At 51.5% G+C, this 25,739-nt stretch carries 28 protein-coding genes and 1 tRNA gene; 18 read left to right on the top strand and 11 right to left on the bottom strand.

Translation table 11 applies throughout. The annotated features are described in order from the left end of the window. Positions 1-276: 276 nt before the first annotated feature. The 9 genes from ACR0EZ_RS23755 to ACR0EZ_RS23715 all read left to right on the top strand — a co-directional run bounded on the left by ACR0EZ_RS23755 (position 277) and on the right by ACR0EZ_RS23715 (position 6,947). Complete coding sequence (locus ACR0EZ_RS23755; protein WP_480617258.1) at positions 277-909, top strand: toll/interleukin-1 receptor domain-containing protein; 633 nt, start codon at positions 277-279, stop codon at positions 907-909. Between the two features lie 502 nt (positions 910-1,411). Beyond that, complete coding sequence (locus ACR0EZ_RS23750) at positions 1,412-2,608, top strand: tyrosine-type recombinase/integrase (RefSeq protein ID WP_480617257.1); 1,197 nt, start codon at positions 1,412-1,414, stop codon at positions 2,606-2,608. Next, positions 2,589-3,290 carry a hypothetical protein gene (locus tag ACR0EZ_RS23745; protein ID WP_480617256.1) on the top strand — a complete coding sequence of 234 codons (702 nt, stop codon included), beginning with the start codon at positions 2,589-2,591 and terminating at the stop codon, positions 3,288-3,290. The genes ACR0EZ_RS23750 and ACR0EZ_RS23745 overlap by 20 nt, the downstream gene beginning before the upstream one ends. Positions 3,291-3,403: 113 nt before the next feature. Then, on the top strand, positions 3,404-3,574 hold the full coding sequence (locus ACR0EZ_RS23740; protein WP_480617255.1) for a helix-turn-helix transcriptional regulator: 171 nt from the start codon (positions 3,404-3,406) through the stop codon (positions 3,572-3,574). Between the two features lie 441 nt (positions 3,575-4,015). Next, positions 4,016-4,642: a hypothetical protein gene (locus ACR0EZ_RS23735; RefSeq protein ID WP_480617254.1), complete on the top strand. Its 627-nt coding sequence runs from the start codon at positions 4,016-4,018 to the stop codon at positions 4,640-4,642. A gap of 55 nt (positions 4,643-4,697) precedes the next feature. Continuing rightward, a complete protein-coding gene (locus ACR0EZ_RS23730; RefSeq protein ID WP_480617253.1) occupies positions 4,698-4,904 on the top strand; it encodes a hypothetical protein in 207 nt (68 codons plus the stop codon). A gap of 135 nt (positions 4,905-5,039) precedes the next feature. After that, a complete protein-coding gene (locus tag ACR0EZ_RS23725; protein ID WP_480617252.1) occupies positions 5,040-5,276 on the top strand; it encodes a hypothetical protein in 237 nt (78 codons plus the stop codon). Continuing rightward, positions 5,276-5,503 carry a hypothetical protein gene (locus tag ACR0EZ_RS23720; RefSeq protein WP_480617251.1) on the top strand — a complete coding sequence of 76 codons (228 nt, stop codon included), beginning with the start codon at positions 5,276-5,278 and terminating at the stop codon, positions 5,501-5,503. The genes ACR0EZ_RS23725 and ACR0EZ_RS23720 overlap by 1 nt, the downstream gene beginning before the upstream one ends. Before the next feature lie 313 nt (positions 5,504-5,816). Next, positions 5,817-6,947, top strand: coding sequence for a hypothetical protein (locus ACR0EZ_RS23715; protein WP_480617250.1), 1,131 nt, complete (start codon positions 5,817-5,819; stop codon positions 6,945-6,947). Between the two features lie 24 nt (positions 6,948-6,971). On the opposite strand, the gene ACR0EZ_RS23710 is transcribed toward ACR0EZ_RS23715, so the two are convergent. After that, positions 6,972-7,712 carry a hypothetical protein gene (locus ACR0EZ_RS23710; protein ID WP_480617249.1) on the bottom strand — a complete coding sequence of 247 codons (741 nt, stop codon included), beginning with the start codon at positions 7,710-7,712 and terminating at the stop codon, positions 6,972-6,974. A gap of 213 nt (positions 7,713-7,925) precedes the next feature. After that, positions 7,926-9,665 (bottom strand): trypsin-like serine peptidase, encoded by a 1,740-nt coding sequence (locus tag ACR0EZ_RS23705; protein ID WP_480617248.1) that lies wholly within the window; start codon positions 9,663-9,665, stop codon positions 7,926-7,928. 135 nt (positions 9,666-9,800) lie between these two features. Here ACR0EZ_RS23705 and ACR0EZ_RS23700 point away from each other — a divergent pair, with 135 nt between their 5' ends. Both ACR0EZ_RS23700 and ACR0EZ_RS23695 read left to right on the top strand, forming a co-directional pair. After that, a complete protein-coding gene (locus ACR0EZ_RS23700; protein WP_480617247.1) occupies positions 9,801-10,541 on the top strand; it encodes a hypothetical protein in 741 nt (246 codons plus the stop codon). Between the two features lie 406 nt (positions 10,542-10,947). After that, on the top strand, positions 10,948-11,163 hold the full coding sequence (locus tag ACR0EZ_RS23695) for a hypothetical protein (protein ID WP_480617246.1): 216 nt from the start codon (positions 10,948-10,950) through the stop codon (positions 11,161-11,163). Positions 11,164-11,418: 255 nt separating this feature from the next. Here the strand turns inward: ACR0EZ_RS23695 and ACR0EZ_RS23690 are convergent, their stop codons facing one another. Together ACR0EZ_RS23690 and ACR0EZ_RS23685 are read right to left on the bottom strand one after the other, a co-directional pair. Next, complete coding sequence (locus ACR0EZ_RS23690) at positions 11,419-11,586, bottom strand: hypothetical protein (protein WP_480617245.1); 168 nt, start codon at positions 11,584-11,586, stop codon at positions 11,419-11,421. A gap of 44 nt (positions 11,587-11,630) precedes the next feature. Next, positions 11,631-11,819 (bottom strand): hypothetical protein, encoded by a 189-nt coding sequence (locus tag ACR0EZ_RS23685; protein ID WP_480617244.1) that lies wholly within the window; start codon positions 11,817-11,819, stop codon positions 11,631-11,633. 586 nt (positions 11,820-12,405) lie between these two features. Here ACR0EZ_RS23685 and ACR0EZ_RS23680 point away from each other — a divergent pair. Together ACR0EZ_RS23680 and ACR0EZ_RS23675 are read left to right on the top strand one after the other, a co-directional pair. Continuing rightward, a complete protein-coding gene (locus ACR0EZ_RS23680; RefSeq protein WP_480617243.1) occupies positions 12,406-12,780 on the top strand; it encodes a plasmid mobilization protein in 375 nt (124 codons plus the stop codon). Then, the gene (locus ACR0EZ_RS23675; RefSeq protein ID WP_480617242.1) at positions 12,777-14,024 is read left to right on the top strand and encodes a hypothetical protein; all 1,248 of its coding nucleotides are present in this window, start codon (positions 12,777-12,779) and stop codon (positions 14,022-14,024) included. The genes ACR0EZ_RS23680 and ACR0EZ_RS23675 overlap by 4 nt, the downstream gene beginning before the upstream one ends. 158 nt (positions 14,025-14,182) lie before the next feature. Here the strand turns inward: ACR0EZ_RS23675 and ACR0EZ_RS23670 are convergent, their stop codons facing one another. From ACR0EZ_RS23670 to ACR0EZ_RS23650, 5 genes are all read right to left on the bottom strand, one after another. Next, complete coding sequence (locus tag ACR0EZ_RS23670; RefSeq protein WP_480617259.1) at positions 14,183-14,875, bottom strand: M48 family metallopeptidase; 693 nt, start codon at positions 14,873-14,875, stop codon at positions 14,183-14,185. Between the two features lie 22 nt (positions 14,876-14,897). Next, a complete protein-coding gene (locus ACR0EZ_RS23665; RefSeq protein WP_480617241.1) occupies positions 14,898-17,996 on the bottom strand; it encodes a type I restriction endonuclease subunit R in 3,099 nt (1,032 codons plus the stop codon). 12 nt (positions 17,997-18,008) lie between these two features. Further along, positions 18,009-19,205 carry a restriction endonuclease subunit S gene (locus ACR0EZ_RS23660; RefSeq protein ID WP_480617240.1) on the bottom strand — a complete coding sequence of 399 codons (1,197 nt, stop codon included), beginning with the start codon at positions 19,203-19,205 and terminating at the stop codon, positions 18,009-18,011. A gap of 5 nt (positions 19,206-19,210) precedes the next feature. Further along, positions 19,211-21,664, bottom strand: a complete 2,454-nt coding sequence (locus ACR0EZ_RS23655) for a type I restriction-modification system subunit M (protein ID WP_480617239.1) — start codon at positions 21,662-21,664, stop codon at positions 19,211-19,213. Positions 21,665-22,026: 362 nt separating this feature from the next. Continuing rightward, positions 22,027-22,102: transfer RNA gene (locus tag ACR0EZ_RS23650), tRNA-Thr, on the bottom strand. A gap of 177 nt (positions 22,103-22,279) precedes the next feature. Here ACR0EZ_RS23650 and ACR0EZ_RS23645 point away from each other — a divergent pair. Then, complete coding sequence (locus ACR0EZ_RS23645; RefSeq protein ID WP_480617238.1) at positions 22,280-23,155, top strand: hypothetical protein; 876 nt, start codon at positions 22,280-22,282, stop codon at positions 23,153-23,155. Positions 23,156-23,174: 19 nt separating this feature from the next. On the opposite strand, the gene ACR0EZ_RS23640 is transcribed toward ACR0EZ_RS23645, so the two are convergent. After that, positions 23,175-23,441: a DUF2312 domain-containing protein gene (locus ACR0EZ_RS23640; RefSeq protein WP_170530827.1), complete on the bottom strand. Its 267-nt coding sequence runs from the start codon at positions 23,439-23,441 to the stop codon at positions 23,175-23,177. 164 nt (positions 23,442-23,605) lie between these two features. Here ACR0EZ_RS23640 and ACR0EZ_RS23635 point away from each other — a divergent pair, with 164 nt between their 5' ends. Next, positions 23,606-23,824, top strand: coding sequence for a hypothetical protein (locus ACR0EZ_RS23635; RefSeq protein ID WP_480617237.1), 219 nt, complete (start codon positions 23,606-23,608; stop codon positions 23,822-23,824). A gap of 9 nt (positions 23,825-23,833) precedes the next feature. On the opposite strand, the gene ACR0EZ_RS23630 is transcribed toward ACR0EZ_RS23635, so the two are convergent. Then, a complete protein-coding gene (locus tag ACR0EZ_RS23630; protein ID WP_480617236.1) occupies positions 23,834-24,049 on the bottom strand; it encodes a hypothetical protein in 216 nt (71 codons plus the stop codon). A 384-nt stretch (positions 24,050-24,433) separates the two neighbouring features. Here ACR0EZ_RS23630 and ACR0EZ_RS23625 point away from each other — a divergent pair, with 384 nt between their 5' ends. From ACR0EZ_RS23625 to ACR0EZ_RS23615, 3 genes are read left to right on the top strand one after another with little or no spacing between them, the layout of a single operon-like run. Continuing rightward, the gene (locus tag ACR0EZ_RS23625; RefSeq protein ID WP_480617235.1) at positions 24,434-24,862 is read left to right on the top strand and encodes a YeeE/YedE family protein; all 429 of its coding nucleotides are present in this window, start codon (positions 24,434-24,436) and stop codon (positions 24,860-24,862) included. Beyond that, positions 24,862-25,293 (top strand): DUF6691 family protein, encoded by a 432-nt coding sequence (locus ACR0EZ_RS23620; protein WP_480617234.1) that lies wholly within the window; start codon positions 24,862-24,864, stop codon positions 25,291-25,293. Before ACR0EZ_RS23625 ends, ACR0EZ_RS23620 begins: the two co-directional genes overlap by 1 nt. Positions 25,294-25,302: 9 nt before the next feature. Next, on the top strand, positions 25,303-25,734 hold the full coding sequence (locus tag ACR0EZ_RS23615) for a protein tyrosine phosphatase family protein (protein WP_480617233.1): 432 nt from the start codon (positions 25,303-25,305) through the stop codon (positions 25,732-25,734). Positions 25,735-25,739 lie beyond the last annotated feature (5 nt).

Below are 25,739 nucleotides of genomic sequence, written 5' to 3'. Positions count from 1 at the left end.
TGGGTGACAAGCGCAACGCTGATGGCACGTGCTTCAAGTGGTTTGATATTCGGTCGTTTCCAAAGGAACCGCCGTTGGTGGTGGCGCGAGGGTGAACAGTCAGCCCGCGCCAAAAAACAAAAAAAATCATTCATAGAATTTTTGAAATAGGCCAGTGGCAATTCCGGGTTCGAACTTGCACATCTTCAACGCGATACACATATTTCTAGTTCATACTGAAAGTAATCCTGTTCTGAATAACACTTACTGGTGGTTTTGGCTTTGGGAGTTGGCAAGATGCAAATTGATTTATCACTTCGCGACATATTTCTTTGTCATAGCAGCAAGGATAAAGAGTATGTGCGAAGACTTGCCCAAGACCTCGAAGCTATGGGAGTTAAGCCGTGGTTTTCTGACTGGGAATTGCAGGTTGGAGACTCGCTGTTCGACCGCATCGGGCAAGCCATAAATTCTGCGGGTTTATTTTGCATTGTACTTAGCACCAACTCTCAGAACTCCCGATGGTGTAGAGAGGAACTGTCTGAAGCTCTTTCAAATGCCATCGACGGTGAAAAAAACAACGTTTTGGTCGTAAGAAAAGGAAAAGTTCCCGTTCCTCCTTTTCTGAAGAGCCGACTCTTTATTGATGCACCAAGGTACTCTTTAAAAGTGCCGCTTTCTCTTGCTTTCAGAACCTTTGGTTTGTCTCCAAAAGACATTGATCTGTTTGCTTTGGATAAACGCAAGCTTGTAATGGAGCGCGCTTTGGAAATCTTGGCTTTTAGCGCTAGGGAAAAGTCTCGACACTTTGGCCTGGCAGACTGGACTGATTTAAGGGTATTATTGGAGCGAAGAGATTTCCCAATTGATCATGATGACTCTCTCCGGATTACATCACTAAAGCACGGAAAGAGTTTTATCGCGACCTAACAATACCTTAGAACGGAATTTAGAATTGACCCAAGCCAGGCTTGACGGGATGCTGGGTCTGGCGAATTTTTTTGGCAAAGACACCGAGCTCCCAACGCCTGCAGTCGGTCCTAATTTGGGCCGGTTGTTTCATGTTTGACCGATATTTTAACGGGAAATAACGGTTAAGCCTGACGGGCGGGAAGGTTATGCAGCAAAAGGCGCTGGGCAGAGCCAGGGCTTCGATTCCTGTGAGCTTGGTCAAATGCCGCAAAAATGGTGCTTTTGTCCCCCATATGTCCCCCAGCACATCGTGAGTGGAGCAACGGGTGAGCGGATAAGTCGCGTAAGTAATTGATTTATGAGTGGTGCCCCCACACGGCAACGAACTGTTGTTCATGGCTGACCAAGCTTGCCAAGCGATCTCAAAAAATGCTATTTTACAGCACCTTAACTGTCCTAGATTGTCTTGCTCTGTCCAACTCTATCCAATACTAAAGGGTGGATAAAAAGGGGGATAGATATGGCTGGCAAACACAGGCTTTCTGCGGCATTTGTCAAGTCAGCTCCAGTCGGCAAGCATTGTGACGGAGGTGGGTTATGGCTTCACAAGAGAGAAGATGGTGGTGCCCAATGGATACTTCGCGTAGCTATCCATGGCCGTCGAAGAGAAATGGGACTTGGGGGAGTTCAACACGTTTCACTTAAGATGGCACGTGAGCTTGCAGACCATTGGCGTGCTCTGGCCAAAACTGGTGTTGATCCAATCAAAGAAAGGGAGCGTAAGGTACGAGAAGCGAGCCGCGCCGATACGACACTTCGGATAATTTCTGAAGAAACCTTTGAGGCCAAAAAGGCGGAGCTAAAGGGCGATGGCAAAGCGGGCCGATGGTTTTCACCGCTTGAGCTGCACGTGCTTCCAAAACTCGGGAAGGTTCCCATTGAGGAAATCGACCAACGTGACATTAAAGACGTTCTAGCTCCTATTTGGCACACGAAGGCTGAAACCGCTCGTAAAGCCCTAAACAGAATAGGATTAGTTTTGCAGCACGGGGCTGCGCTTGGGCTCGATGTCGATGTAGGTGCCGCCAAGAAAGCTCAAGCTTTACTCGGGAAATCTCGTCATAAACCCAAGCGCGTTGAAGCGATGCCTTGGTCTGACGTCCCAGCGTTCTATTCAACGCTGACAGAGCTTTCGGTTTCAAACCTTGCCTTACGCCTACTTATTTTGACTGGAGTGCGATCCTATCCCCTTCGCTACATTCACGCAGACCAGATTGTCGGAGACGTTTGGACAATTCCCGCTGAATCGATGAAGGGCCTTAAAGGGAAGACAGATGACTTTCGCGTTCCGCTTTCCAGAGAAGCTTTAAAGGTAATCGAACTGGCTAGACCATTCGAACGCGAAGGTTTTCTTTTTCCTTCCCAGCGTAAAGGAGTGATCTCGGACGGTACGATGTCGGGCCTTATGAAGCGGCGCGGAATGACGGAAAAACCACACGGCTTCCGGTCTAGTTTGCGTACTTGGATCGCGGAGACTACGGACACTCCTCAGGATATTGCTGAGGCAGTCCTTGCGCACGTTGTTGGGTCAACTGTAGAGCGAGCATACAGGCGTACAGACTACTTGGAACAACGGCGTGTCATAATGGATCGTTGGGCGTTGCATGTTGTGGAAAATGAAGGAAAGGTACTTAGAATTGTCAAAGAAGGACAATAAAAAAATTGTAGTAAATACGTGGGTTGAAGCCGCGCTCGCCGAAATGTCTGGGTTCGACTGGTCTTTTCCTGACCCAAGTCCGGAATTTGTTCCCGGACTAGGGCACGGAGCTACAGAGGAGGCCACGCGCTGGGCGTTTATCGGGTATCGCGCTGACCTTGCTACCCGAGCTTATGCATCTCTTTTGATCCGTGATGATGGGCAGGTAGGACCGGACTCAATGGGTGAAATCCTGAAGAGTGTGGAAGGATCAGAACGGGCATATCAGCTGGTTCTCAATGGCCTTCTTTATGAAATGCAATTGGTTCTAAATGCAGATGAGGCCATTGCAAAGCAGAAAAAAAAGAGCCGGGGAAGGCCTAAAAACGGACGACACGCTTTGGCAGACAAAGATAGCCAACGTGCCTTTCATTGCTGGCATCTTTTGCGGGTGGCCGTCGCAAGCGGGTTCGAAATGGATTTCGATCCCAGCGTTGGTGTTACTGCAACAAACCGCTTCGTGATTGAAAAAGCGATCACTGCTGAAAACTTCAATCCAAAAATCTTTAGTAACAAACCCGTTTTCACAAGAAACGTGCAAATGACCTCACTTGAAGAGAGTGTTTCCAGGGGCAAAGCGAAACTTCAAATCGACGAAAACTGGCGTTCGGAACTTTGTGAAAAAATACGCCTGAATTTATAACAAACGACACAAGTGGCAAAGTTGGACATCATCGAACCATCCGAGGCGATCTTGAATATGGGTTTGCGAGCTTCGGCAAGCAGTCGCGACCCTAACAAAAAAAGGATGGTATCATGCGTTATCTTAACTTTTCTGAACTTCGTAGCAAACTAGGTGGCCGTTCTCGCTCGGCCATTTACCTCGACATCGAGTTTGGTCGGCTGCCTAAGCCAACCAAACTAGGTGGACGGCTGTACTGGCTCGAAAGCCAGATTGACGAGGCGATGGTTAACTGCACCCTGTAGTGCAGTTCTAAGCTCGATCCGCTCAACCTAACCTCGGTAGCCACCTGCAACAGCAGTGTCGGTCTCTATGAGACGTCACACTGAGCGTTTTCACCTTATCCGAAATCCACAGCTAAGCTCGCCCGTTTTGGGCGGCTGGCTTCTTGCTGCGAAATGAAAATGAACACGAACCAACAACCTGAGACAGCACAACCCGCTCTAAATTCAACCGAAAAGAGTCACCATAGTGCCAGCGTTAGAACCGGGGCACCCAACGAAAACGCCGAATTGCGAACACCCCCCCTATATATAGAAGATCGCGCGCTTCATTGGACGTACAACCGTTGTTTGGAATCCAATTCTAATAGGCTGAAAGCTTATAGCTCGAAGCAATTGAATTCTAGCTCAATCGCAGGGCCCAAGGTTTCGAACGCCCTTGAAGTTGGCACTCAAGATAAGCTGATGGATGCAGCTTGGGTCGGCTTCAAAAAGGGCCACGAAATAAACACGCTAGCAACCATTCGTGCTTCCACTCTCCAATACGGAAACTGCCCGCTTGTTTCTCCGGGGGGATATGAAGGGGTCAAGCTTTTCATCGGTCAACTAAGGCGCTGGTCGAAACGACCAACTCGTCGATTTCCCACTGCATATTTCTGGACCCGAGAAAGCACCGATGCGGAAGGCGAGCACCTTCACATAGGCCTTCACCTTCCAAACCAATATCTAGGTGGATTTCTTGCTTTTCTTGAGAGGGCGACTGGAGAGGCAAAAAAAGGTGGTGGTCGCAATAGCCACAAAAAAACAAGAGGAGAGATCGCGGTTGGTGAGCTTGAATCTTGGCACGTTGCCATCGATGACGGAAAGGGGAACGCCCCTTTCCCCGGTTATTGGATAGCTGCGTACTGCGGAAAATCCGAGCCTTCCCAGAGAGTTTTCCGTGGTCAGCTTGTGGACAACGTTCGAAAACCCGAGAGAGGGCGGGAATTCGGTGGTCGCCTTGCACGCCGAAACTACGATGCCCCCCAAGGCACAATCGAAGGCAACCACGCGCGCAAGGGGAGATTCACAATCTCCCGCGGTCTTTCCTGAGACTACAAAATCATCATTTGCAGCACGCGTCATACCCACAGAACAAGGAGAAAATATGTCTGAATATCAATACGATCTACTCGACCTCGACAATATCGACGACGAGATTGCCAAAGCATTCGACGCCGCCGAAGAAGCCTCCGGGTGGACTGACTTGTATTACAGTGAGCGCCATTTGCGCTTTCTGTATGCCAAGAAATGCAGCCTTTTAGAGCCGTTGGCCGACGGGTCCGAGCACTACGATCATACTTTCAAAATGTAGGGTATCCAAAGTGGTGACACCGCTACCGCCGATGCAAAGCAGATCAGATTAGAGCAGCTTATCGAAAAGAACAGCAAACTCGCTGTCAACCTGCTGAACGTAAGACTTCAAAAAAACAAAAACAGGAAACTACCAATGACCACAAAAACGACGGCGACCGTTTTCGACAAGATGTTCGAAGAGATGGAGCGGATCGACTTCTACGAACGACAAGCAGACGAACTGATGAATGAGCTTGAAGAAATGTCGCAACAGGTGCCGACAGACAATCTGACCGACCAGCAACGACAGTACCTCTATAAACTCAATATGTGGGGCGAAGCGCACGAGCAGCTTTCTATCTATTTCAAGCGGCTGGCGAAGGTAGAGTAATGGCGAGGACATTCACAGATGACGCTCTTGAAAGCTTACTTGATCAGCTCGACCCCAAGAAGCAGCCGACGCACCCAGAATTTCATCTAACTCTTGATGAAAAGCTTGCACTTCAATCACACCGCTGGAAACGCGAGCAAGAAAGGATTGTTGAGTATCGCCGCAAAAACCCGCACTGGCGTGAGCTTGATATGATCTGGGCTGAACGCCATGGCCGCGAAACCTGAGACAGAAAATACCCCCAGCTTTGGCTTTTTGCTGGGGGCATTCTTGAGTCCGGGTCAAGTGTCCTGCTCACCCGGCAATCTGCGAACACCCGCCCCTTAATGCGAAAATTTTATGTGTTCTTGCACGCCGCGTTGCGGCTTCCCATAAGCAGAGGTGGGGTTCTGTCCCAACTAAGTTGTCAATGGCTCGTGTGTCTGAAAGCTCGTAACCCAAGAATTTTCTTACTTGGGAAATTTTGGCGGGCAGATGTAGAACCCAGATTGTGCGTATCTTTCGACTAGAAGTCTTGAAACTGAAATTCGGAATTCTCCTATGACTATTGAGTGTAGCGGAACAGCAGTTGTTGCTGACCCTGAGACGGGCGAAGAATTTGATATTGAAGCGGATGAACTGGTATGGGATGCCGTCGGCGGTAGTGATCGTTTGATGGGACCTGAAACGCACTATCAAGCGAGCATCGAACACGAAAGCTTGGGCACTCTGACATGGAACTTGTGGGAGTACCCTGTGGGTATCGAAAACATGCAGTCCACGGATGTTGGCGCCAACACTTTAGTTCAAGACTTTACTTACGGCTTGGAGCACGAAGAGACGCGAGACGACGGCAACTTCGATTTCGAGGGCGCTAGCGCCGATGAGGAAGAGGAAGATCTAAAACGACTTGATCGCGAAGACCGGATTAACCACATGGTCGAGTGGTTCTTGTCGATGTTCGAAGACCCGCAAAACCAAACGCCATATGCCATAGATAAGGAAAGTCCTTACAACTACGAGTACATTTGGGGCGGACCCTATGACGCCTCCGAGCAGATAGGGGACAACTTTTCCTATGTGGCTTCTGACGATGAAATTGAGGCCGCTGTTAAAATTGTACAGGATAAAGACGGAATCATCGAATGGGCACCAAGTAGAAATCATCCTGACATGCGGCGCAGAGATGATGATGCATCGACCGAAAGAGAAGCTGAGCAGCCTTCGCTCGGCGACCTAAGAAAACTGATTTCAGAGGGTGCGAGACCAAAGTTTGGTAGCGACGACGAAACCAGCGCCAAAGCAGACCTTTTGGCCGTTCTTGAGGAATTAAAGCCACTGGTTGCCAGGGCGTCACCAACTCCTGCTCACGGAGGCATCGGCCACAACCACCCACCAAATGAAATGGTTTTACCAGCAAACATTTCGGTAGTGGTCACAAACAACATAACGATTCTTCAGAATGAATTGGAATCCGAAGAACCCGATATTGAAGCAGTGGTTGAATCTGCCGGTGTCTTCCAAACCGTGAAAGAAGAAATCACGGATTTCTTGGTGATGACCAAAAATCAGGTGAAAAGTCAGGGAAGCAAGGCTCTAGCTGCGGCGATTATTGCCGGTGTGACCACAGTTGGCATTCTGGCCGTGAAGTGGCTTGCCACCGCCATCAAAGGTCTTCCCCCGTTGTTCTGATTGTAGCTAAGTTCTAGGCAAATCTTACCGTATGTAATTGGGGGGATTCCATTCCGGTGGATCGTAGATCTTCGAACGCTTGATCGATCCTAAGAAACCAGTCTTGCTACGAATGGTTTGTTTGTCAGAAATCCAAACTGAACGATCACGGTTGGGGTCCGCCATGATCTGAGTGATCATTGAATGCGGGTCCACTTCATAGCGATAGAGCCCCTTTGAATCGTAGTCCTTAGACGATCCAAAATACAAAATGCGGACTTCACTTTCGTGTCTGAACGCTTTTCTCTTCAAAAGCAGGGCGCTCGCAAAGCGCTTTGAGTTTACTTCGAGTGAACCCTCGTTCTCCGCGAATTTCCGAAGCTCATTTTCCCTCGCATATGAGACTTTTCCGACAAAGCATGTGTCTTGCGGCATTTCTGGGTGAGCAGATTCTAGCGCGGACAGCAGTTTTCTCGGCGTAGTACGTATCCGAAGAAACCGCTGTTTAGGGTCATTGGCATAGATACCCCACATGGCTTCTGATAGATAGGATGTCGTCCAACATTGACCGACAAAATCATCTTTAAATCCGTATGTGAACCGCTCACCATTAAGTGTTCCACCCAGCCGCATCTGAAAGTTCTCAAACTTGTCCTTCCAATTGTGAACCTGGCTCAGAACGTTGGTTTTCTTGTTGAACAGATCAAACACATAGTCCTGTTTCATGATGCGGTAGATGTTCTTATCGAGGTCGGCTTCACTCAGATTTAGGAATTGTCCATGCATTTCTATCAACCTGCTTCTTAAACTTGCGTCCCTAAGGTGGTCCGCGTAATGCTGCATGAGCGGAGCTCGGGCCGCTGATGAAAGTTTGGTCAGGGCTCACAACCAGCCTATGCCTACAGCAAAGAAAGGCAGCATTGAGCCATCCCCGCCGGCCGCCGATTTTTTTGACTTTTGTTTTCCGATTTACTCTCACTGAAACGCACGGATACGTCACTAACTACGATTTACAACCAGACCATAATTCCGGATGTATTGCGGATCGATTGTGGTCTGATTACCCAACTCTGCCGTGAAGCCCGCATGGATGCCGACGAGCGCTAGCGTGACCTTTCCTTCGATCTCAATGATCTTGAAAATTGGAGCTCCGCTTGATCCACGTTCCGTTTGGCAATTGTGCATCAAATATGGAGATTGAGTTTCAAACACCATGCATAGCGGTGTATCATCCTCTGCAAACAGAAAGCGTTCCTCTGAAGCCAAAGAAGGTATTAACCGAGCCAGGTCAGATTGTTTGTCGATAAATCGAATGCGGTTGGCAATGAGCAATCGATCACCGTTGGAAACCTCAGCATCCATGGCAACTCTACCTACGCTGTTAGCGATATCCGCACCATCACTCAATCTGATCACTGAACAGACTGGCAAGACAAGTTGATCTTCTGCGCTGGAAAAGTCTTTTTCCTCCAACATTTCCCATTGGGCGCAAGCGACGAACCGCAACGATGTTCCGGCTAAGTTACGCACTTCGAAGCTATCAAATGGCGCGGTTTCCAGCTCTTTTGGTTTGACTAGGCAGTGACGGGCTGTGAGAAATACGAGGCTTCCCTGACCATTTCTTGTTAAGAGGCCATGACAGTTTCCAGGTGCGCCCGGAACGAAATTGTACTGCACAACCTGATTATAAATCTCACCACGATCACGCAGAACCACTTGCGATAGTTCACCCAGTACACCTGGATCAACGAGATCGATAAGTGATGACGTTTCCGTGACCGTAAGGCAATGCTCAAGAAAGTCTTCGATAGCTTTATATTGTTCCTGCCAAACGGCAGTAGAAACCGCAAACATGAAAGGTTTTCGACCATCAATGTAGGACTGCGAGCATTTCCTACCCTCATCACTTTCTGCGTACCCGACAACGGCAGCAGATGCACTAGAAGGCAACGATGCGACGGCTCCGGATGTCACGCCCGTTGCAACAGTGCCGGGCTCTGTAGTCGCACATGTCGGGCACCCTTCACCTTCACCGGGCAAGAACTGAGGTCGCTGGGGCTCTGCGGGAACGTCAGGACACGGAAACTTAGGCAAAACGTCTTCGACATAAGCTTCAATTGGCTGCTCATTCCACTCCTCCAGAGAGAAATTCCATTCCCTTTGAAGGTCTGCAAAAATCTCATTCGTTCGCTGTCTATTGCCTGCGCCCAGTTCTGGCACATCATTATAGTTATTGAAATTCTGATTAAAATTCTCGTAAGGGCTTTCGATATCATATCTACGATTCCAAATCCCCGCACCTGGTTGGATTTCGATTTCAGGATAAATACTGCGGTTCTGAAAGTACTCTAGCGCCGGGTTTCTAACCGTCGGACCTTCCCAATCGTATTGGGTAATTCCACCCTGATAGCCTTGAGTGATGTCGTTATAGTCAATGATGGCATCCGGCTGGGGTTGATACCACTTTCCAGGTTCGAAATACTCGATCCCTGGCCTTACGGTTTCTGGCCTGACTGGTTCGAACTGGTTGCCTAGGCTCCACCAATCGACACGCGGTGATGTTCCAATGTTGGGTTTATAAAAGTCATACCTAGGGACGATGTCGATCTGGCTGGGCGCAAGGCAATCGATCATAGACTGTATGGAGTATTGCTGTGCCTCGGCCCGCACTGACGACACCGAAAGCGCAATTATGGCGAACCCAGAGAGCGCATATAATCTATTGAAAAAATGGAACATTCATCCCTCCTAGTGTAAAGGATGCTTACAAGTCGTTGGGTATCAAATGTGCTCCAAGTATGCGCAACCTGCACTTGAAAATCTAGTCGGATATGAGACACTAGTCGCAGACATTTTTACCAGAGGGCATTTTTCATGAGACACATACTTTACGCGTTTGGCCGAACACTTTTGACGGCCATGTTAGCAATCCATCTTGCCCCGGTGGGCGCTGCAAATGCCGAGCAGTTTTCAAATCCATATCAATTAACGGCACAAGCAATTGATATGTTCCCAGAGGACCTAGCAGCAGCGGTTCAGGAGGAACTTGAAAGAGCTATCCAAGCGGAGCCTGAAGTCGACATCAGCAATGATGAATCCCTAGCAACACTTTTCTTGGCTGATCGATTTTACAACAAGTTAGGCACTGGGCAATTTGTAGGCGCTCCAACCGTGACTTGGGATACCTATGACGATGTGAAAGGTCGCCCAACATTTGTTTATGCCGGATCAGGTTTTAGCTACATCACCTCGGAAGGAAGACGTATTACACCAGGCCCGATGGACACAGATGGCGGGAGCATTCCGCTTCCCCTTCACGCTATCAACCGTTTCTCGCCTTGGGCGTACGGCCCGGTATTTATTGTTCATGATTGGTTCTTTGTCGCACGTAAGTGCAATGTTGAACCGGACACTGACTTTACGTTCGACGACAGCTCAATCCTAATGGCCGAAGCCATCAAAACGCTTATGGAAGTTGGGTTCGAAAATCAGGATGGGGAAATCAAGAAGTTCCCTAAAAATGAGGATACACTGTACCTAATGTACTTGGCGGTCTCCAGCAGCATTGCGCGAGATGCATGGGATAATCCCGATACCGTTAGATGTCGCGATTGATCTGACTTCGAAACCAAATGTCATAAGATTGAAAGAGTCTGAATCGTCATAGAGGCGCGCCGTTAGCAAAATTGAGGCGTTCTGCACAGCGGAAGCATTCGCCACGGGCTCACATGCCGCGTGATCGGTTTCGTCCAAGTCAAGCCAAGCCTAAGTGCATAAGTTGCCAACTTTCAAACCCGCGCCGAACGTCAGCAATGAGGGCCTTTCCTGCTAGGAAACCGGTGGCACGGTGATAGGGGCCATCGGTCTGGATGCAAGATCTTAACGGGGTTGGGCGGCAGGTTTATTGGGGTTCATACGGCAATTCTTCGAGAATATTCATGGGGCAGTCAGCGCCCCTTTTTTACGGTTCCTTGCACGCGCCCGCACATTTGCTTGACGGGTAAAAAAGGAGGCCCGCAAAATGACCTATCAAAAACCCTTGTCGGAAATCGAAGATTCCATTGCTCACCTTGGCCGCTGCTCATCCGACTGGTGGAAAGCGGCCCAAGCGGTAACAGGGAAACGCATGGTTGAACTACTCGAAGAGATGGGCGACCGCTGGAACCCCGACGACACCGGGTTAGGCTCAGATGGCATCGACATTGACAAGATCATCAACGACGCCATGAAGCCCTAAGTTGATTGTTATCCACATGGGTAACAATTTAATAAAAACATATACTTAAGTGGTTTTCTTGTTGAAGACAAAACACCTGAATTCTATATGCGTGTTTATTGGACTTAAGCTATGTTTTCGGACGTGATTACTAAGGAAACAAAAGCTGTTTTTGCTCCTAAGCTGGTGTCCGAGGCTTTCAGCCATTCTCGGGATGGCTATTTTTCACTGCCGTATAGGCAGCAAGGCGGGTCACATGGCCCGCCTCAAAACTCTTCACATGTTCAATCGACTGTAAAAGGCCACATCGCGCTTTGCTCTGGAAAGCATGGCAAACGCGGCAAGCATCCCGGCAGCAGTGGCACGATTAACGGCAGTGTTGGCCGGGATATTCCGGCCAGCAGACGCCCGGACAGCCTCTCTCATATGCGTTTTCAGCTTCATGGTTAGTATAATGCCCATACCAAACATTCCAATCAAAAGCGCCCTCATTTTTTCGCCCCCAGCTTTTCAGAAGCGGCACCAAAAACAGCAAGCAACGCATCCAGTTTGCGTCCGTTTATGGCCTCCTGATCAATGAGCTTTTCCAGCAATCCAACTTGCTCACGAAAAAAGATTTCATACGCCCGTTTAAACGCAAAATAATCTTCATGCTCTACGTCTGATTTCTTTATCATTTTTGGCCTCCTTTGCCTCCAATTCAGGTGCGCAGCAGGAGGTACAGAGCAACCCGGTGTTAATCTTTCCGAAACCTTGCACGATACTCAGGACCAGGCCACAGTAGATTAGTGACCTCACCGTGTCTCATTAATGCGCGGGCCTGCACCGATCCTTGGGCCTTCATAGCGGCCTCTGCTGCGTCCTTCTGGTCTTCCAGTTCCTTGAACCGTCGATAGGCAATACGCGCCTCTCTCATCGCCTCAAGAGCTGCCAAATCATCGAGCTGGCGCAATCCTTATTCACCAATTACCAGCCTGATTAACCACCGTTGAATCTGATCATTCTTTGTCATGCCTTGTCTCTTTGGCACGAATGGCCTCGTTTGCCCCTTTGGTCCCTCTATCCCCATGACGTATTTGCATTTTTCGGATTCCCGACAACTTAATATTCAGAGGCCCGAATAAGGGAAGCAAGTGGGATCGTCTGACCCTAAAGGGCCATCCGAACACTTGGAAAGGGGAGCATTGCTCCCCCTTCACCCCCAACAGGCCGCATAAAAAAATAAGGACTTTTTTAATGGCCCCGATTGCACCAGAGACCCCATTGGCCCCGGTTGCCCCGAAAACCAAGACGCTTAAGATTCACTTGACGCCTGAACAGGATGCGCGAGTGAAATCCATGGCGCACCAGCACGAGCTTTCTAAGTCGGAATACGGACGGCTTAGAATACTCGGTGAGACTGATCACAGCTTGCCTGATGCCAGCAAACTGGAGGCAATCGTCCGGCAGTTAGTCGGGATCGGCACCAACATCAATCAGTGTCAGGCCGCGATCAATCGAGCCGAGAAAAGCGGCATCCTCAACGCCACTCAAATCGGCGCAATGCACAAGGCCGTAAGGGATGGCCTTGAAGCATGGGCCGAGCCTCTGGACGAGCTGAAGGCCGAGTTTGCGAAGCTGAGGCCAGCCGCAAAATGATCATCAAAACCGGCACAATAAAAGCGGGGGATGGCCCCCGCATTTGCTCCTATGTCACGAGAAAGGGTGACAATGAGAATGTCCATGTTTTGAAGGACAGCAGCGATCAGCTCTTGGTCGCTGACGATTTTGCGCAGCTTAAAAACCGTAAGAACGGCTTGCTGCACATCATCATATCACCGAGCCAGGAACTGACGCCAGCCGAGTGGGAACAGACGCTTGAAGCTATCAGGAATGAATACGGCATTAATCCTGACGATCCTGAATCTTTCGTGATCCATGAAAGCCGCCGATCTGATGGCACAATTCAGCAGCACGGGCATTGGGTGCGACCAGCTGCCGATAGCGACACGGGTAAGACGTACAAAATGTACAAGTCCAAATGCCGAGACGAAGTGGTCAGCCGTTTCCTTGAGCTGGATTTCGGTCACAAACTGGTAAGCGGCGCACACAATAATTTTGTGGCTCAACGTTTTGAGGAGATGGACCGCGCCGATTACGCGCAGCAGGTGGCAAAACTGGAACACGCCAGTTGGGCCGCTTTCAGCCACAATGAACATCAGCAAGCCAAGCGTCAGAATTTTGACCTGCCGGGACTACGCCAGCAGCTCAAAGAGCTGGCCGAGCTTCCACGTGATCAGCAGGCCCGCGCACTGGCTGAGTTGATCCATGATCAGGCCTTAGAGCTGGCTCCTGCTGTTCAGGAAGGCAGGGGCCGCAGCCGGATAAACATCGAGCTTGGCGAGGGCATCAAGCCCCAAAACGCAAACCGCACTTTGCGAGTAAGAGCCGCAGAAGTGCCTAAATTTATTGAGGAAGCACAGGAGATTTTACATGACCTCAGATCCAGCGAACCAAAACCAGATCTCGAACGAGATCCCAATCCGAGATTTACTTTTGGAGATCATCAACGGGCAAGAACAGATTCACCTGAACAACAACGAGTTGATCATGCGAATGAATGCGCTTCTGCGAATCCTATCGGTGATCGCCAAGAGTTAAAGGGAGAGGAGGCTGAGCTGGATCTTGCTGCTGCCGATCTGGAGCCATTGGCGCGAAAGCTTGCGTGCAACCTCAACAACAACCTGACTGGTTCAAACATTGACGCCCCACCTGATATTGCTGACCCAAATTTAATGATGAAGCTTTCAGCGATGTTGCGCAAATCTCTTAAAACAGAAAGCGAACCTCAAAAACCTGGTCTGCAACCTGACAACCGTTCACCTCCAGGCATTCGTAAATGAGGAACTAAAGTTCGACACCTCAAGCCGATAGCATGGCGTGCTGGTGGACGCGACTAGTTGACAGCGAAATACTTCGGACCTGTCGAGAACGAGCGAGCTGGCAGAATTCACGACCAATATGGAGCACGAAAACTCAGTCTTTCAGCAAAAACTCACTTTTAGTAATCCCATTCGTCATACGCTAGAGGCAAGGAATTCAATAAGTCCCGACGCTGCCTCCAATCAGGCATAACGTCTTCCAATAGTGATTTAAACTGGTCGTTGTGGCGTCTGACCCGAAGATGCACCAGCTCATGAGCCAGAATATACTCAAAACAAGCTGCGGGTTTCTTTGCCAACTCAAGATTGACAAGAACCCGCCTCGAAACGGCAGTGCAGCTCCCCCACTTGGTCCTCATTCGACGGATCTGCACTTTTGGACGCTCTACCGACAGAGCGGAACAGTATTGATTGAGCTTTCTCTCGATAAGAGCCTGAAGGTAGGATCGATAAAAGAAATCAAATGCCTTTTGGCGAGCTTGCCGACTGGCTCCCTTGGGGCAACTCAATTCAATGCGCCCGTTTCCTTTGATCTTCACTGAGGCGCGACTGGTGGTTTCCACCACTTTCAAGAGATACCTATTCCCGTCGAAATAGTGGGTTTCTCCATCAACAAATTCACGCTGTGTCTCGCGTCTTTGGGAAGCGAACTGCTTTTGCTTTTTCTTGATCCAACTCCAGCGGGTAACTATTGCAAGGCGTGCGCTGTCCTCCGTCATATTCATGGGAGCTGAAAGCCGTACTTTCCCGTCTGGTGGTAAAACCGACAAATGAACGTTCTTGATGTCCTTCCTGATAAACTCGACCCTCATGTCAGAGACGTTCAGATTGGTTTTACTTGAACTCATTTTGAGCCATCACGATATCAAGAACTTCTTTTGGATCATGTAGTTCGCCGACAGCGTCATAGATCGCCTTCATGACCGCTCGTTTGGGTTGCGGCATCGGTGAATCAACCCAACCAGCAGTTTTTGCGGTCATGACCGCTTGCACGACCTTAAGCACCCAATCTGGGTCTTTCCCAAAATTGTCGAACAAAGCTTTTTTACCTGCTGTGTCGACACATTCAGGGTAATCTGCAAACCCTGCTCCACCGGAACTGCTAAACTGTTCCGCAAGCTGTTTCACCGCTTCGAGAAAGGTCTTGTAGTCTATTGCGTCCTGTCGACGCTCCTCAACCAACGATACCAAGACGTCAGACATTCTATCATAGTATGCAGGATTGACGGGTCGCTCATCGATAATCCTTCGGCTGACATTTGTCGCGATTGCCTCAGCCATAGCGTCTTCGGATTCGAAAGGCGTTTCCTTGGTGTCCAAGAGGGTTTCAATGTCAGACTTTACGACAAGTTCGATAAGACCCATGTCCTCAAAATCTGTTAGCTTTTCGCTGTCTTCTGCTCGAACATACATGTCGAGCAACTGACGCATGGCAGGCTCAAATTGCTTCATATCGACAAAATCGCCACTAGCCAGCTTGATCTGACCACTAAGGTGACTGAACTCGTAAACCTCAGCTTTAATCGCGGCTTCTTGCGGAGACGTGTAACCAGCGCTGATCATCTCGTTCGCTAGATTGGCAAAAGCGCGCGTATATGTAGCGGTACACCTATAAAGTGCTATACGTTTGTTTTCGTTGAGTGCGACTGCTGCTTTGTCCAAAAGATCGCCGACGAAATAATCTCTATAATTCTCAAATTCTTTCGGTTGAGCGACTTGCTCACAAAGCGCCTTAATTGCTTCCCTTGCATCGTCTAAGCGTTCCTTGCCGCGCTCCAATCGATCAGCCAAAAGCCCAGTGATGTCTCTTTCTTCGTAGCCAGAAAAAGCTTCGCTTGTGTAGTCGACAATCGCTGAGCCTAGCGAGTTAAAAAGATCCTTGTAATCGACGATATGGCCTTTGTCCTTGTCCTCGCCATCTAGTCGATTCACCCGGCAAATAGCCTGGAAGAGGCCATGGTTCTCCATCTTCTTGTCGATATAAAGATATGTCGCCGACGGAGCGTCAAATCCGGTGAGAAGTTTGTCCACGACGATCAGCAAGCGCATTTGCGCCGGTTCTTCAAGAAACCTTTGCTTCACTTTCGCTTCGAACTCCTCGACCTTGCTCATAGCAGTGTCTTCGCTCTCTTCGAAGAACTCAGCCAACATTCGGCGGTAGGTGTTGTACTTGAAAATCGTCTCAGTATCGCCTTGTCCTGTATGTTCATTGGCGATGTCGCTGGTCTGCGGAGCATAGCTTGAAATGACCGCACATTTCCCTTTCAGCTCGCTCGCATTTTGCGCAATTTCGTAAACTTTGCAGGCTTCGTAAATGCTCGAACACACAAGCATGGCGTTGCCGCGACCGTTCACCAAGCGGGGTTTGGTGTTCATATCCAAAACGATGTCTTTGACGATCTCTTCCAAGCGTCCTTGACTGGAAAGCAGCTTCTGCATCGTACCCCAACGAAGCTTGATCTGCGCCTTCGCAGAGGCTGTAAGGCCTTGCGTCTTTGCCTCAAACCACTGATCGACTTTGTCCTGAGACGACACGTTTTGATCGATGTCCCGAGGGTCATAATGCAGGTCCAACACGACTTCGTCTTCAATGGCCTCGTCGAAACGATACTCGTCGATGAACGTGCCAAACACTTCCATCGTGGTGCGCTTATCCGTGTGGAGTAGCGGTGTGCCCGTGAAACCGATGAAGGTTGCTTTCGGAAGAATGGCCTTCATTGCCTCGTGGAGCTTGCCAGATTGTGTCCGGTGGCACTCATCGACAAAGACAAAGATCTCGCCTTTCGCCTCAAAGTCAGACGGCAAGGCACTTTTAAGGTCGCTCAGATACGCGTCCATTGCCATTTCTTCGCTCGCCTCGCCTTGTCGTCCGAACTTGTGGACCAGCGAGCCGATCAGCCACTCCTCTTTGCTGTTCAGGGCAGAGATCAGATCATCACCGCTTTTGGTCCGATAGATCTCCTCATCCACGCCTTTGAAGACCTTCTCGATCTGATCATCCAGCTCTGTTCGGTCAGTGATCACCACCACACGCGGGTTCTGGACATTCTCTCTGATCCACTTAGCTAACCAGACCATCGTAAGGCTCTTACCTGAGCCCTGCGTGTGCCAGATGATCCCGTTCCGCCTGCCATGGATGTACTCATGTGCTTTGGTTACTCCCCGGTACTGATTGTGACGGGCGAGCTTCTTGATGCCCTTGTCGAAAACGATGAAGTCGTGGATCAGCGCCAGCAGCCGTGCCTTGCCGCACATCAGGCTTAATTCGTAATCCAGCGGGCTGTCGAAGGTGTTTTCGACGTCTTCCTTCCAGCGATAGTAGTGCTTCTCGGGCGTGCCGATGGTGCCGTAGCGCAGGCCTTCTGTGTCATTTCCAGCGAAACAGAACTGCATCGACGTAAAGAAGTCGCGGATGAACTGGCCCTCTTGGTTGGTGATGTTTTGGCGGATGCCTTCACCTACCGACACACTGGAACGCTTAAGTTCGATCACCGCCAGCGCCAGCCCGTTGACGTAGATCACCACGTCAGGACGCTTGGTGTTCTCGCCTTTAATCGAGACCTCTTCGGCGATGGCGAAGCTGTTCTTGTCGACCTCGGTCCAGTTGATCAGCCAAACGGTTTGGTTTTGATCCTGCCCTTCGTCTTTGACCTTCACGCCATAGCGCAGCAGGGAATAAAATGCCTTGTTGGCATCGTAGAGCGTATTGCCGCCCCCGACCGTGCAGGCGATTTCGACTTCTCGCAGAACGCGGGCAATAACCGTGGGGCTGTGGCCTTGAGCGCTAAGCCAATCGGTGAGCAGTCCCTTTTCAACATGACTGTTCCCCTTGCGCTCGTGCCAATCGCCCAGATAGCCATAGCCCAAGTGATCCTTGAATATCTGGACCACCCGATTCTGGGTCTTGCGCTCTAATTCGCCAATGCCAACCATATCAAAATGTCCTTAAATCAATCGCGTGCGCCCAGTGAGCAGCTCCTGCATCATGCCTTGCTTGAGGGCTTTGGCTTTGTTGACCCTTGTGGAGATGGCATCGATTTCATTCTCGATGTCATCAAGAACACTGGCCACTTCGGCCTGCTCATCGGCGCACTCCGGCAAGTAGAGCGGAATCTTCCACATCTGAGCCTTGTTCAACTTCGCACGAGTACCGCTGGCCAAAAAATCCAAGATGTTCTTGTGAACAAGAGAATGAAACAAGAAGGACTGACTAAAACCGGGCTTCGCAACCAAAACATGTGCGTGGTTGTTGACCCATGACTTTCCGGAAACCCTATATGCAATTGGCCTCGTGGCATACTCGTCAAAGTACCCACCATCCTCTGCAATGAGCACTATGTCTCCCTCATGTGTGTGCCGACCGACGTAGTCCACGACACCGTTTGCACCGCAGTACGGAATGTCCCCCGGCATCGCTTTGCGTTGATTTGAATTCAGTGGAATTCGCAAATTGTCGAGGCAATCCATTGCGTCAAAAAGGGTAAGGGCCTGCCAATCGCCGCCGAATCCCGGTAAGCGGGTTTTTCCGGTGAGGAGTTGCTGCATGGTGGCGGTTTTCAGATCGCGCTTTTTCGCAATCAGCGCCTCCAACCCAGCTATCAAATCATCAACGTCTGAAAGAGCGTTTGCGATAGCGTCTTGCTCATGCACATCCTGAGGAATTGGAACCTTCAGCATACGTATGTCATCGACCCGTGCGTGCCCCACGGTCGAACCACCCAGCTTATCGCGCAGATTCCTCTGAACTCTTTCTGAGAGCAAAGCGTACAAGAGATACTCAGATCCGACCTTGTCGGTGTCAGGCCGATACATCATCATGCGTTGACCGAGGCAAACTCGGTGGTTCTCCGGCACCAGGCAAACTTCACCCAAGGGAGCCTCCCGCGTGATCATGACGTCGCCAGTCTGAGGAATGGCCCGTTTGGTCCAAATCTTGAAGCTTTCTTCGTCAGTAAAGCGCAGGCCGTCTTCTACAAAACGTCCGTTTCTCACGTTGGTTGTACGCACAACTGCAAAATCGCCGCCATCGATAACGGGTGGAGTCCTGTTCTTACAATCCACAACCTTGTGACAAACGTCATCGGCAGGTAGAACTTCCCAGTCGCATGGTAGCAAACCAAGCTCGGTTTCATGTGTCTTCAAGCCCGTCACCACGAAAGCCCCATCTTGCGTAGATGTTCTTCCACTTTCGTAGAGAACTTGCTCACCTCGCCGTCAAGTTCCGGCAACGTCCGGGCATAACGTCCATCCAGTTCGCGGACACGAGAGGATAGATTTTGGGTCATACGCTCAATCTCTTCTCCAATCTGCGCTTCAACCGTCGCCAGCCATTTTTTTGAAACGGTGAGCTCTTTGCACTCTTCCTCATTCAACGCCGGGATTTTGGCGAAGGTCAGATCGTCCAGCTCTTCTTTCAGCTTCTTCTCAGTCGATTTCGCAGCGGTTTCGTCTTCCTGAAGAGCCAGCAGCTTCCGCAGCGCAGCTATCTCTTCAGGGTCTCCGCCTTCTTTGATTTGCCGCTTTACTTCCGCCTTGGCGTATTTCCCGTTATCACCCTGCGCCCGTTCTATCGGGCTTTCTTCTCCGCTGTTGTCTTCGATGAAAGCCTCCAGCGCGGCAATGGCGTCGTCCTTGGCTTGGGTTGCAGCATCCAGTGCCGCCTTCTCAGCCGCAAAGAACTTCGCCACGACCAGATACGGGCGGACAATGTCAGAGCGCCACTTGACCTTGTTTTTTCCGGTGCCGGTCTCGAAGTCCGCGTCTTCCCGGTACTTATTATTCCCGCTCTTGTCCTTGTAAGGCACCAGCTTGCGTAAGGTGCTTGCAGCTGCCCAGCCATCGGCAACAAGCATATAGACATCGTCCTGCATCACCTCTTCCCAATAGGTCATGAGGATCTGGTAGATGTTATACTTGTCGAGCAGATCGGCCCCGTGGAATCTGGCGAGCAGATCTTCTGAAATCTCGTGGATCAACTCTTTAGGATGGTCATCCGAGCCGACGTGCTCCAAACGCGGTTTCTGCCGATCCCGCCAAGCCTCGAACCGCGCCATAGCAGCGGTTTTGAATGCCAAGAATTGTGGATGCTTCAATATGGTCTGCTTGACTTCGCGCGGCGCGATGAGTGGCGAAGAGTATCCTTTTCGATCACTCTGTCCGAAAAGCTGCGCTCGCAGATCCGGCATAACATCCCAGTATGCCTGTAGATCGTCGATATCCGAGTTCGGAATACCACCTTTGAGGTGCGCGCTCAGATCGTGGATGTCCTCCTGCGCGCTGGCATCAATGTAGCGAGGGATGTTCAGATTGAACTCGTTTTTGGCAGCGATCTCCTCGAAGGGCACAAGCCGCGAGTACCGGTCAGTCTCGATCTGGTTGGTGAAGGTGTCGACGATCCGGTGGATATCCTGAGCGCGCAGCCGGTTTTTGTTACCGTCTTTGACGAAGCCCTTTGAGGCGTCGATCATGAAGATCGGTTTTTGATGCCCGCTGGCTCCCTTGTCGATAATAACAATGCAGGCAGGAATGCCGGTGCCATAGAACAAGTTCGCGGGCAGCCCGATGATCCCCTTGATGTAGCCCTGCTGGATAAGCTTACGACGGATCTCCGCCTCTGCGTTGCCTCGGAAGAGAACACCATGAGGGAGAATGACCGCCCCGCGCCCTTCGGACTTCAGCGATTTGATGACGTGCAGAAGGAAGGCGTAATCGCCGTTCTTGTCTGGCGGTAGGCCATATTCGAACCGGTCGAACTCATCCGCGTCAACGGTGATGCCATTGTCCCAAGATTTGAGAGAGAACGGCGGGTTGGCGACAGCAAAATCGAAGGTTTCGAGTTTACCTTCAGCGTTTTTCCAATGGGGATCGGAGATGGTATCGTCCTGCCAAATCTCTGATGACGGCGCGTTGTGCAGCACCATGTTCATCTTAGCAAGGGCAGACGTTGCTTGTTCTTTTTCCTGTCCTCTTAGTGACAGGCCGTTCCGGGTTTCGGCGTTCACCTTGAGCAGCAGAGAGCCAGATCCGCATGTCGGGTCGTAGGCAGTGGTGCTACGCGGTGCATCGACCGGTATCTCCAGCACCTTGGCGAGGATGGTCGAAACTTCTGACGGGGTATAAAACTGCCCCTTGCTCTTTCCGGACTCAGTCGCGAAGTGACGCATGAGATACTCGTAGGCATCTCCCATAAGGTCATCGCCATCAGCACGGTTTTTCCCGAGATCAAGCCCGTCAAAGATGCGAACCAGCTTCGAGAGCCGGTCGACCATCGCCTTGCCTTTGCCCAGGCGATCTTCATTATTGAAGTCGTTGTCCGGGCTTTGAAGCCAGCCCATGTCATTTGCAGATGCTAATGCGCCAACTACAACGTTCAATCTTTCGCCAATGTCGGTCTGCCCATTGGCTGCCACCATGTCGGAGAACGATCCACCCTCGGGGATCTCGATTTCCGCGTAAGGCTGCCCTGCGTATTTGTCGGATACATATTTGACGAACAAAAGAGTCAAAATGTAATTCTTGTACTGCGAGGCATCCATGCTTCCCCTCAGTTCGTCGCAGCTAGCCCATAGTGTCGCGTAGAGTTCTGTTTTCTTGATTGCCACGCTTTTCCAGCCCCAATTGTTTTTTCTTCTTCTTAAAGATTGGGTTCAAGACTTCCAATGGTGTTGACCGTCAATTTGGTGATTTGCTTTCAGATTGACATAAAAGCGGGAGCTAGCAACGCGGTGTGTTGATGAAAACCTGCTTCGACGGCCCAGCAAATTTCAATACACGGCATCATTGGTGGCATCGAGCCGGTCTACTTTTCCTCACAAGATCCCGCTTTGAAGCTAGTCAAAGGCGTTCTTGAGGCTGCTCCATTCTCAACCGCCGTATGGAATCACTGGTGGGTGGGTAAAAGGGTGGATGGAATACTAAAAAAATACCGCAATCTATTGTTTTTTATAAATAAAATTGATTGAAGTGGTGCCCCCACACGGACTCGAACCGCGGACCTACTGATTACAAATCAGTTGCTCTACCAGCTGAGCTATAGGGGCATTGGCTGTCGATTACTGTCTCTGGCGCAGGACTGCAAGTCACATTTTTCGCTCTGGCTTGGAGATTGTTCAAATTCCTGAGAAACTGGCAAAACGCATTAGCCCGGGGCGCAGCATTTACGGACCGGGAAACAGGCTGTAACACTCGCGGCAGGACGTCAGGGCGCAGGGTTTACAATGCAGGTCGTTATTCACGCCGGTGCGGCTTTTACCGATGGCGGGCAGTTGCTGGGGTCTCTTTTGGCGAACCGGTCCGGTCTGGCGGGCCGGGGCCTTGCCGTGCTGGGGCCACGTCACTGCAGGCAGTTCGTCAAGGAGATGTCGGATTCCCAAGTGCAAAACAGGCCGAACTCAGAAGCCCGGGAAACTCTGCGGCGTATCCTGCCAGATGGTGAGGCGATCCGGCGCGTGGTTCTGTCCAGTGACAAATTCTTTGGCCCCAGACGGACGGCTTTGCAGCAGGGACAGATTTACCCCTTTGCGGGTCAGCGGACGGCATACACAGCGCAACTGCTTGAAGGCGATGACATTGAACTTTTTGTCGGTCTGATGAACCCGGGAAGCTTTATTCCCAAGGTGCTGATGTCGCTGCACGAAACACAGCGCGAAGCGATCCTGCACAGCACGGATCTGAGTTGCCTCAGTTGGCTGGGCATGATCGAGGATTTACAGGACCTGGCCCCCGAAGTCCGGCTCACGCTGTGGGAAAACGAGGATACGCCGCTGATCTGGGGCGACATCCTGCGCGCCATGGCCGGTCTGGCCGACGATGTCGCGCTAAAGGACGAACACGCGCTGCTGGCCTCGCTTCTGACGGAAACGGGCAAAAAACAGCTGCTGCAGCTTATCCGGGAAGAGACAGCCCAGCATCCCGACGACCGCCGGGAAAAACTGGAATCCATCTTTGAAGAGCACGCCCTGCCAGAGCAAATCGAGGAAGAACTGCACCTTCCGGGTTGGAGCGCCGAGGTGGTCGACGCGTTCTCGGAACTGTACCAGCAGGATCTGGCCAAAATCCGGGCGATGCCGAATATTCGGTTTTTGAAACGTTAAACCGGTGATCGCCGGGGCCTTACATGCCCAGCGCTTCCTTATACATTTCCAGCACGGCTTCTTCTTCGGCGATGTCGTCCTTGTCGCGCTTGCGCAACGCGATGACCTTGCGCATGACCTTGGTGTCGTAACCGCGCGCCTTGGCTTCTGCCATGACCTCTTTCTGCTGCTCGGCGAGGTCTTTCTTTTCCGCGTCCAGCCGCTCGAACCGTTCGATGAACTGGCGCAGTTCGCCTGCTGTCACCCGGTAGTTTGCGGTGGCCTGATCTTCGGTCATGTCTTCCATGTGCGTCTCTCCCAAGGGCTGAATTCTGATGCTGTGACATCGGGCAAGATGCCGGATACATCGCAGCCGCGCGGGTCGCAAGCATGCAATCCTGGGGGCAGGCTTGTACCAGCCGACCCGATCCGTTAAGCGCGGGGGAAATCGGCAAGAAAATGTGGGGAACCATGTTCGAATTCATCACTTGGGGCGGGGCTGCCCTGTCTCTGGCCGGGCTTGCCGGTCTGATCTGGTGCATTCTGCGCGTGATGAAAGCGCGCAAGGCCGGATTGTCGGATGATGAACTGAGGGCTGCGGTTCAGGGCGTTCTGCCCTGGAACCTGGCGTCTTTGTTTCTGTCGGTGATCGGGCTGATGCTGGTCATCCTCGGGATATCCTTCGGATGACCGTTTGATTTAGACCGGCAGGTTGTCGAACTGCGCTTCCATGGCGTCTTCACACAGCGCCGCATCCAACCGACGCAGACGCGACGGGATGTGAATGCCCTGCTGACGCATGCGATCCACAACCTTGCTGACGCTCGGCTGCAAGGCCAGACGCGTATCCAGACAGGCGTTCTGCAGCTTTTGCTCCAGTTGCTCGGCTTCGGAATAAAGATTTGTTTGTGCCATATTCCATCCTCCCACGATGTCTCACTATGACAGATATAAGTAACGAGAATAAGACTCGAAGTATTTCACTATACGTTGTGCGGAATATTGCCGGGCATTTCGGCTTTTTTGGCAATCTGGCGCGGTTTGGCTAAAGTTTAGGCAAGTTTAACATGCCTGTCCTTGACAGGTGTCAAAGTGGCTTCGCCCGTTGCAATATATTCTTTTTTTTATATATGTAACACCCGTCGGAACCACGAGGCCGGGACGGGAACATGTTATTGCCCAGTGAAGCTTTGAAATATCTGCGAGCATACCCGCCGCGCGTTGGGGACCAAGCGGGTTTTGCCCTTGCCCCAAAGCCCATCAACGGAATCAGACACAGCAAAAAAGGAACTCTCTGACATGAACGCAGCTTGGATGTGGGGCGGGCTCGGCGGTCTGCTGATTGGCCTTGGGGCGGCGGTGTACCTGCTGGGCAATGGCCGGATCATGGGGGCCAGCGGAATTCTGGGCGGCCTTGTGGACCGAACTGAGCCCGCGCGCCATGCGGAACGTCTGGTCTTTTTGGCCGGTGTTGTTGGGACACCCCTGCTGCTGCGTCCTATTGTTGCGCCGCAGGCTGAGACCCACCTGACAGGCAATCTGGCGCTTGTGATCATCGCCGGGCTGTTTGTCGGCATCGGCACCCGCGTTGCAAACGGATGTACCTCGGGTCATGGGGTTTGCGGTATCTCGCGGTTTTCCCTGCGCGGGATCATCGCCACTGTCGTCTATATCGGTGCCGGAGCGGTCACGGTGGCATTGCTGCGCCAAGTCTGGGGGCTGATCTAATGCGCCTGTTCATCTCACTGATTGCCGGATCTTTATTTGGCGCGGGGCTTCTGATCTCGGGCATGACGGACACCACCAAGGTTCAGGGATGGCTGGACATTTTCGGGAATTGGGACCCGACCCTGGCCTTTGTGATGGGAGGTGCCATTCTGCCGATGCTGGTGGCGTGGAGCCTGACCGCAGGGCGCAGCCCGCTGACCGGCGGGCAGTTTCCCGCACGGTCCCGGCCGGAATTGGATCGGCGGCTGATTGTAGGCTCGGCGATGTTCGGGATCGGCTGGGGCCTGGTGGGTTTGTGCCCGGGGCCTGCGATTGCGTCGCTGAGCTATGGCGGCCTCGGCGGCGTTGTGTTTCTGGCCGCGATGATCGCGGGAATGTTGCTGGCCCAGCCCGTGGGCGCGCGGCTGGACAGGGCCCGAAACGCGACATAAGGATTTGTCATGGAGATTCGACCAATAACACCCCGCTATGCCGTTTCGCCGCAAATCACCGTGGATGATGTGCCAGCCATCGCCGCAGCCGGATTCGTCAAGGTCATCTGCAACCGGCCCAATGTCGAGGTTCCCGCGGACATGCAGTCGGACGCGATCGGGGACGCGGTGCGCGCGGCGGGTCTGGAATACGAAGTGCTGGAACTGACGCATCAGACAATGACACCGGAAAACGTGGCGCGGCAGCGGGACATGGCCGAAAGCTGCGGCGGGCCGGTTCTGGCCTATTGCGCCTCGGGCACCAGATGCTCGGTCGTCTGGGCGCTGGGGCAATGCGACCGGATGAGCACAGACGACATCCTGACCGCGACAACCAACGCGGGCTACCAGTTGGAAAACCTGCGCCCCGCTCTGGATCAGATACGCAATACCACAGACTGATCCGA

This window comes from Ruegeria sp. AK4 (genome assembly GCF_056541025.1).
The sequence above is the reverse complement of the archived record's forward strand: the minus strand, read 5'-3'. Positions and strand labels throughout refer to the sequence as shown.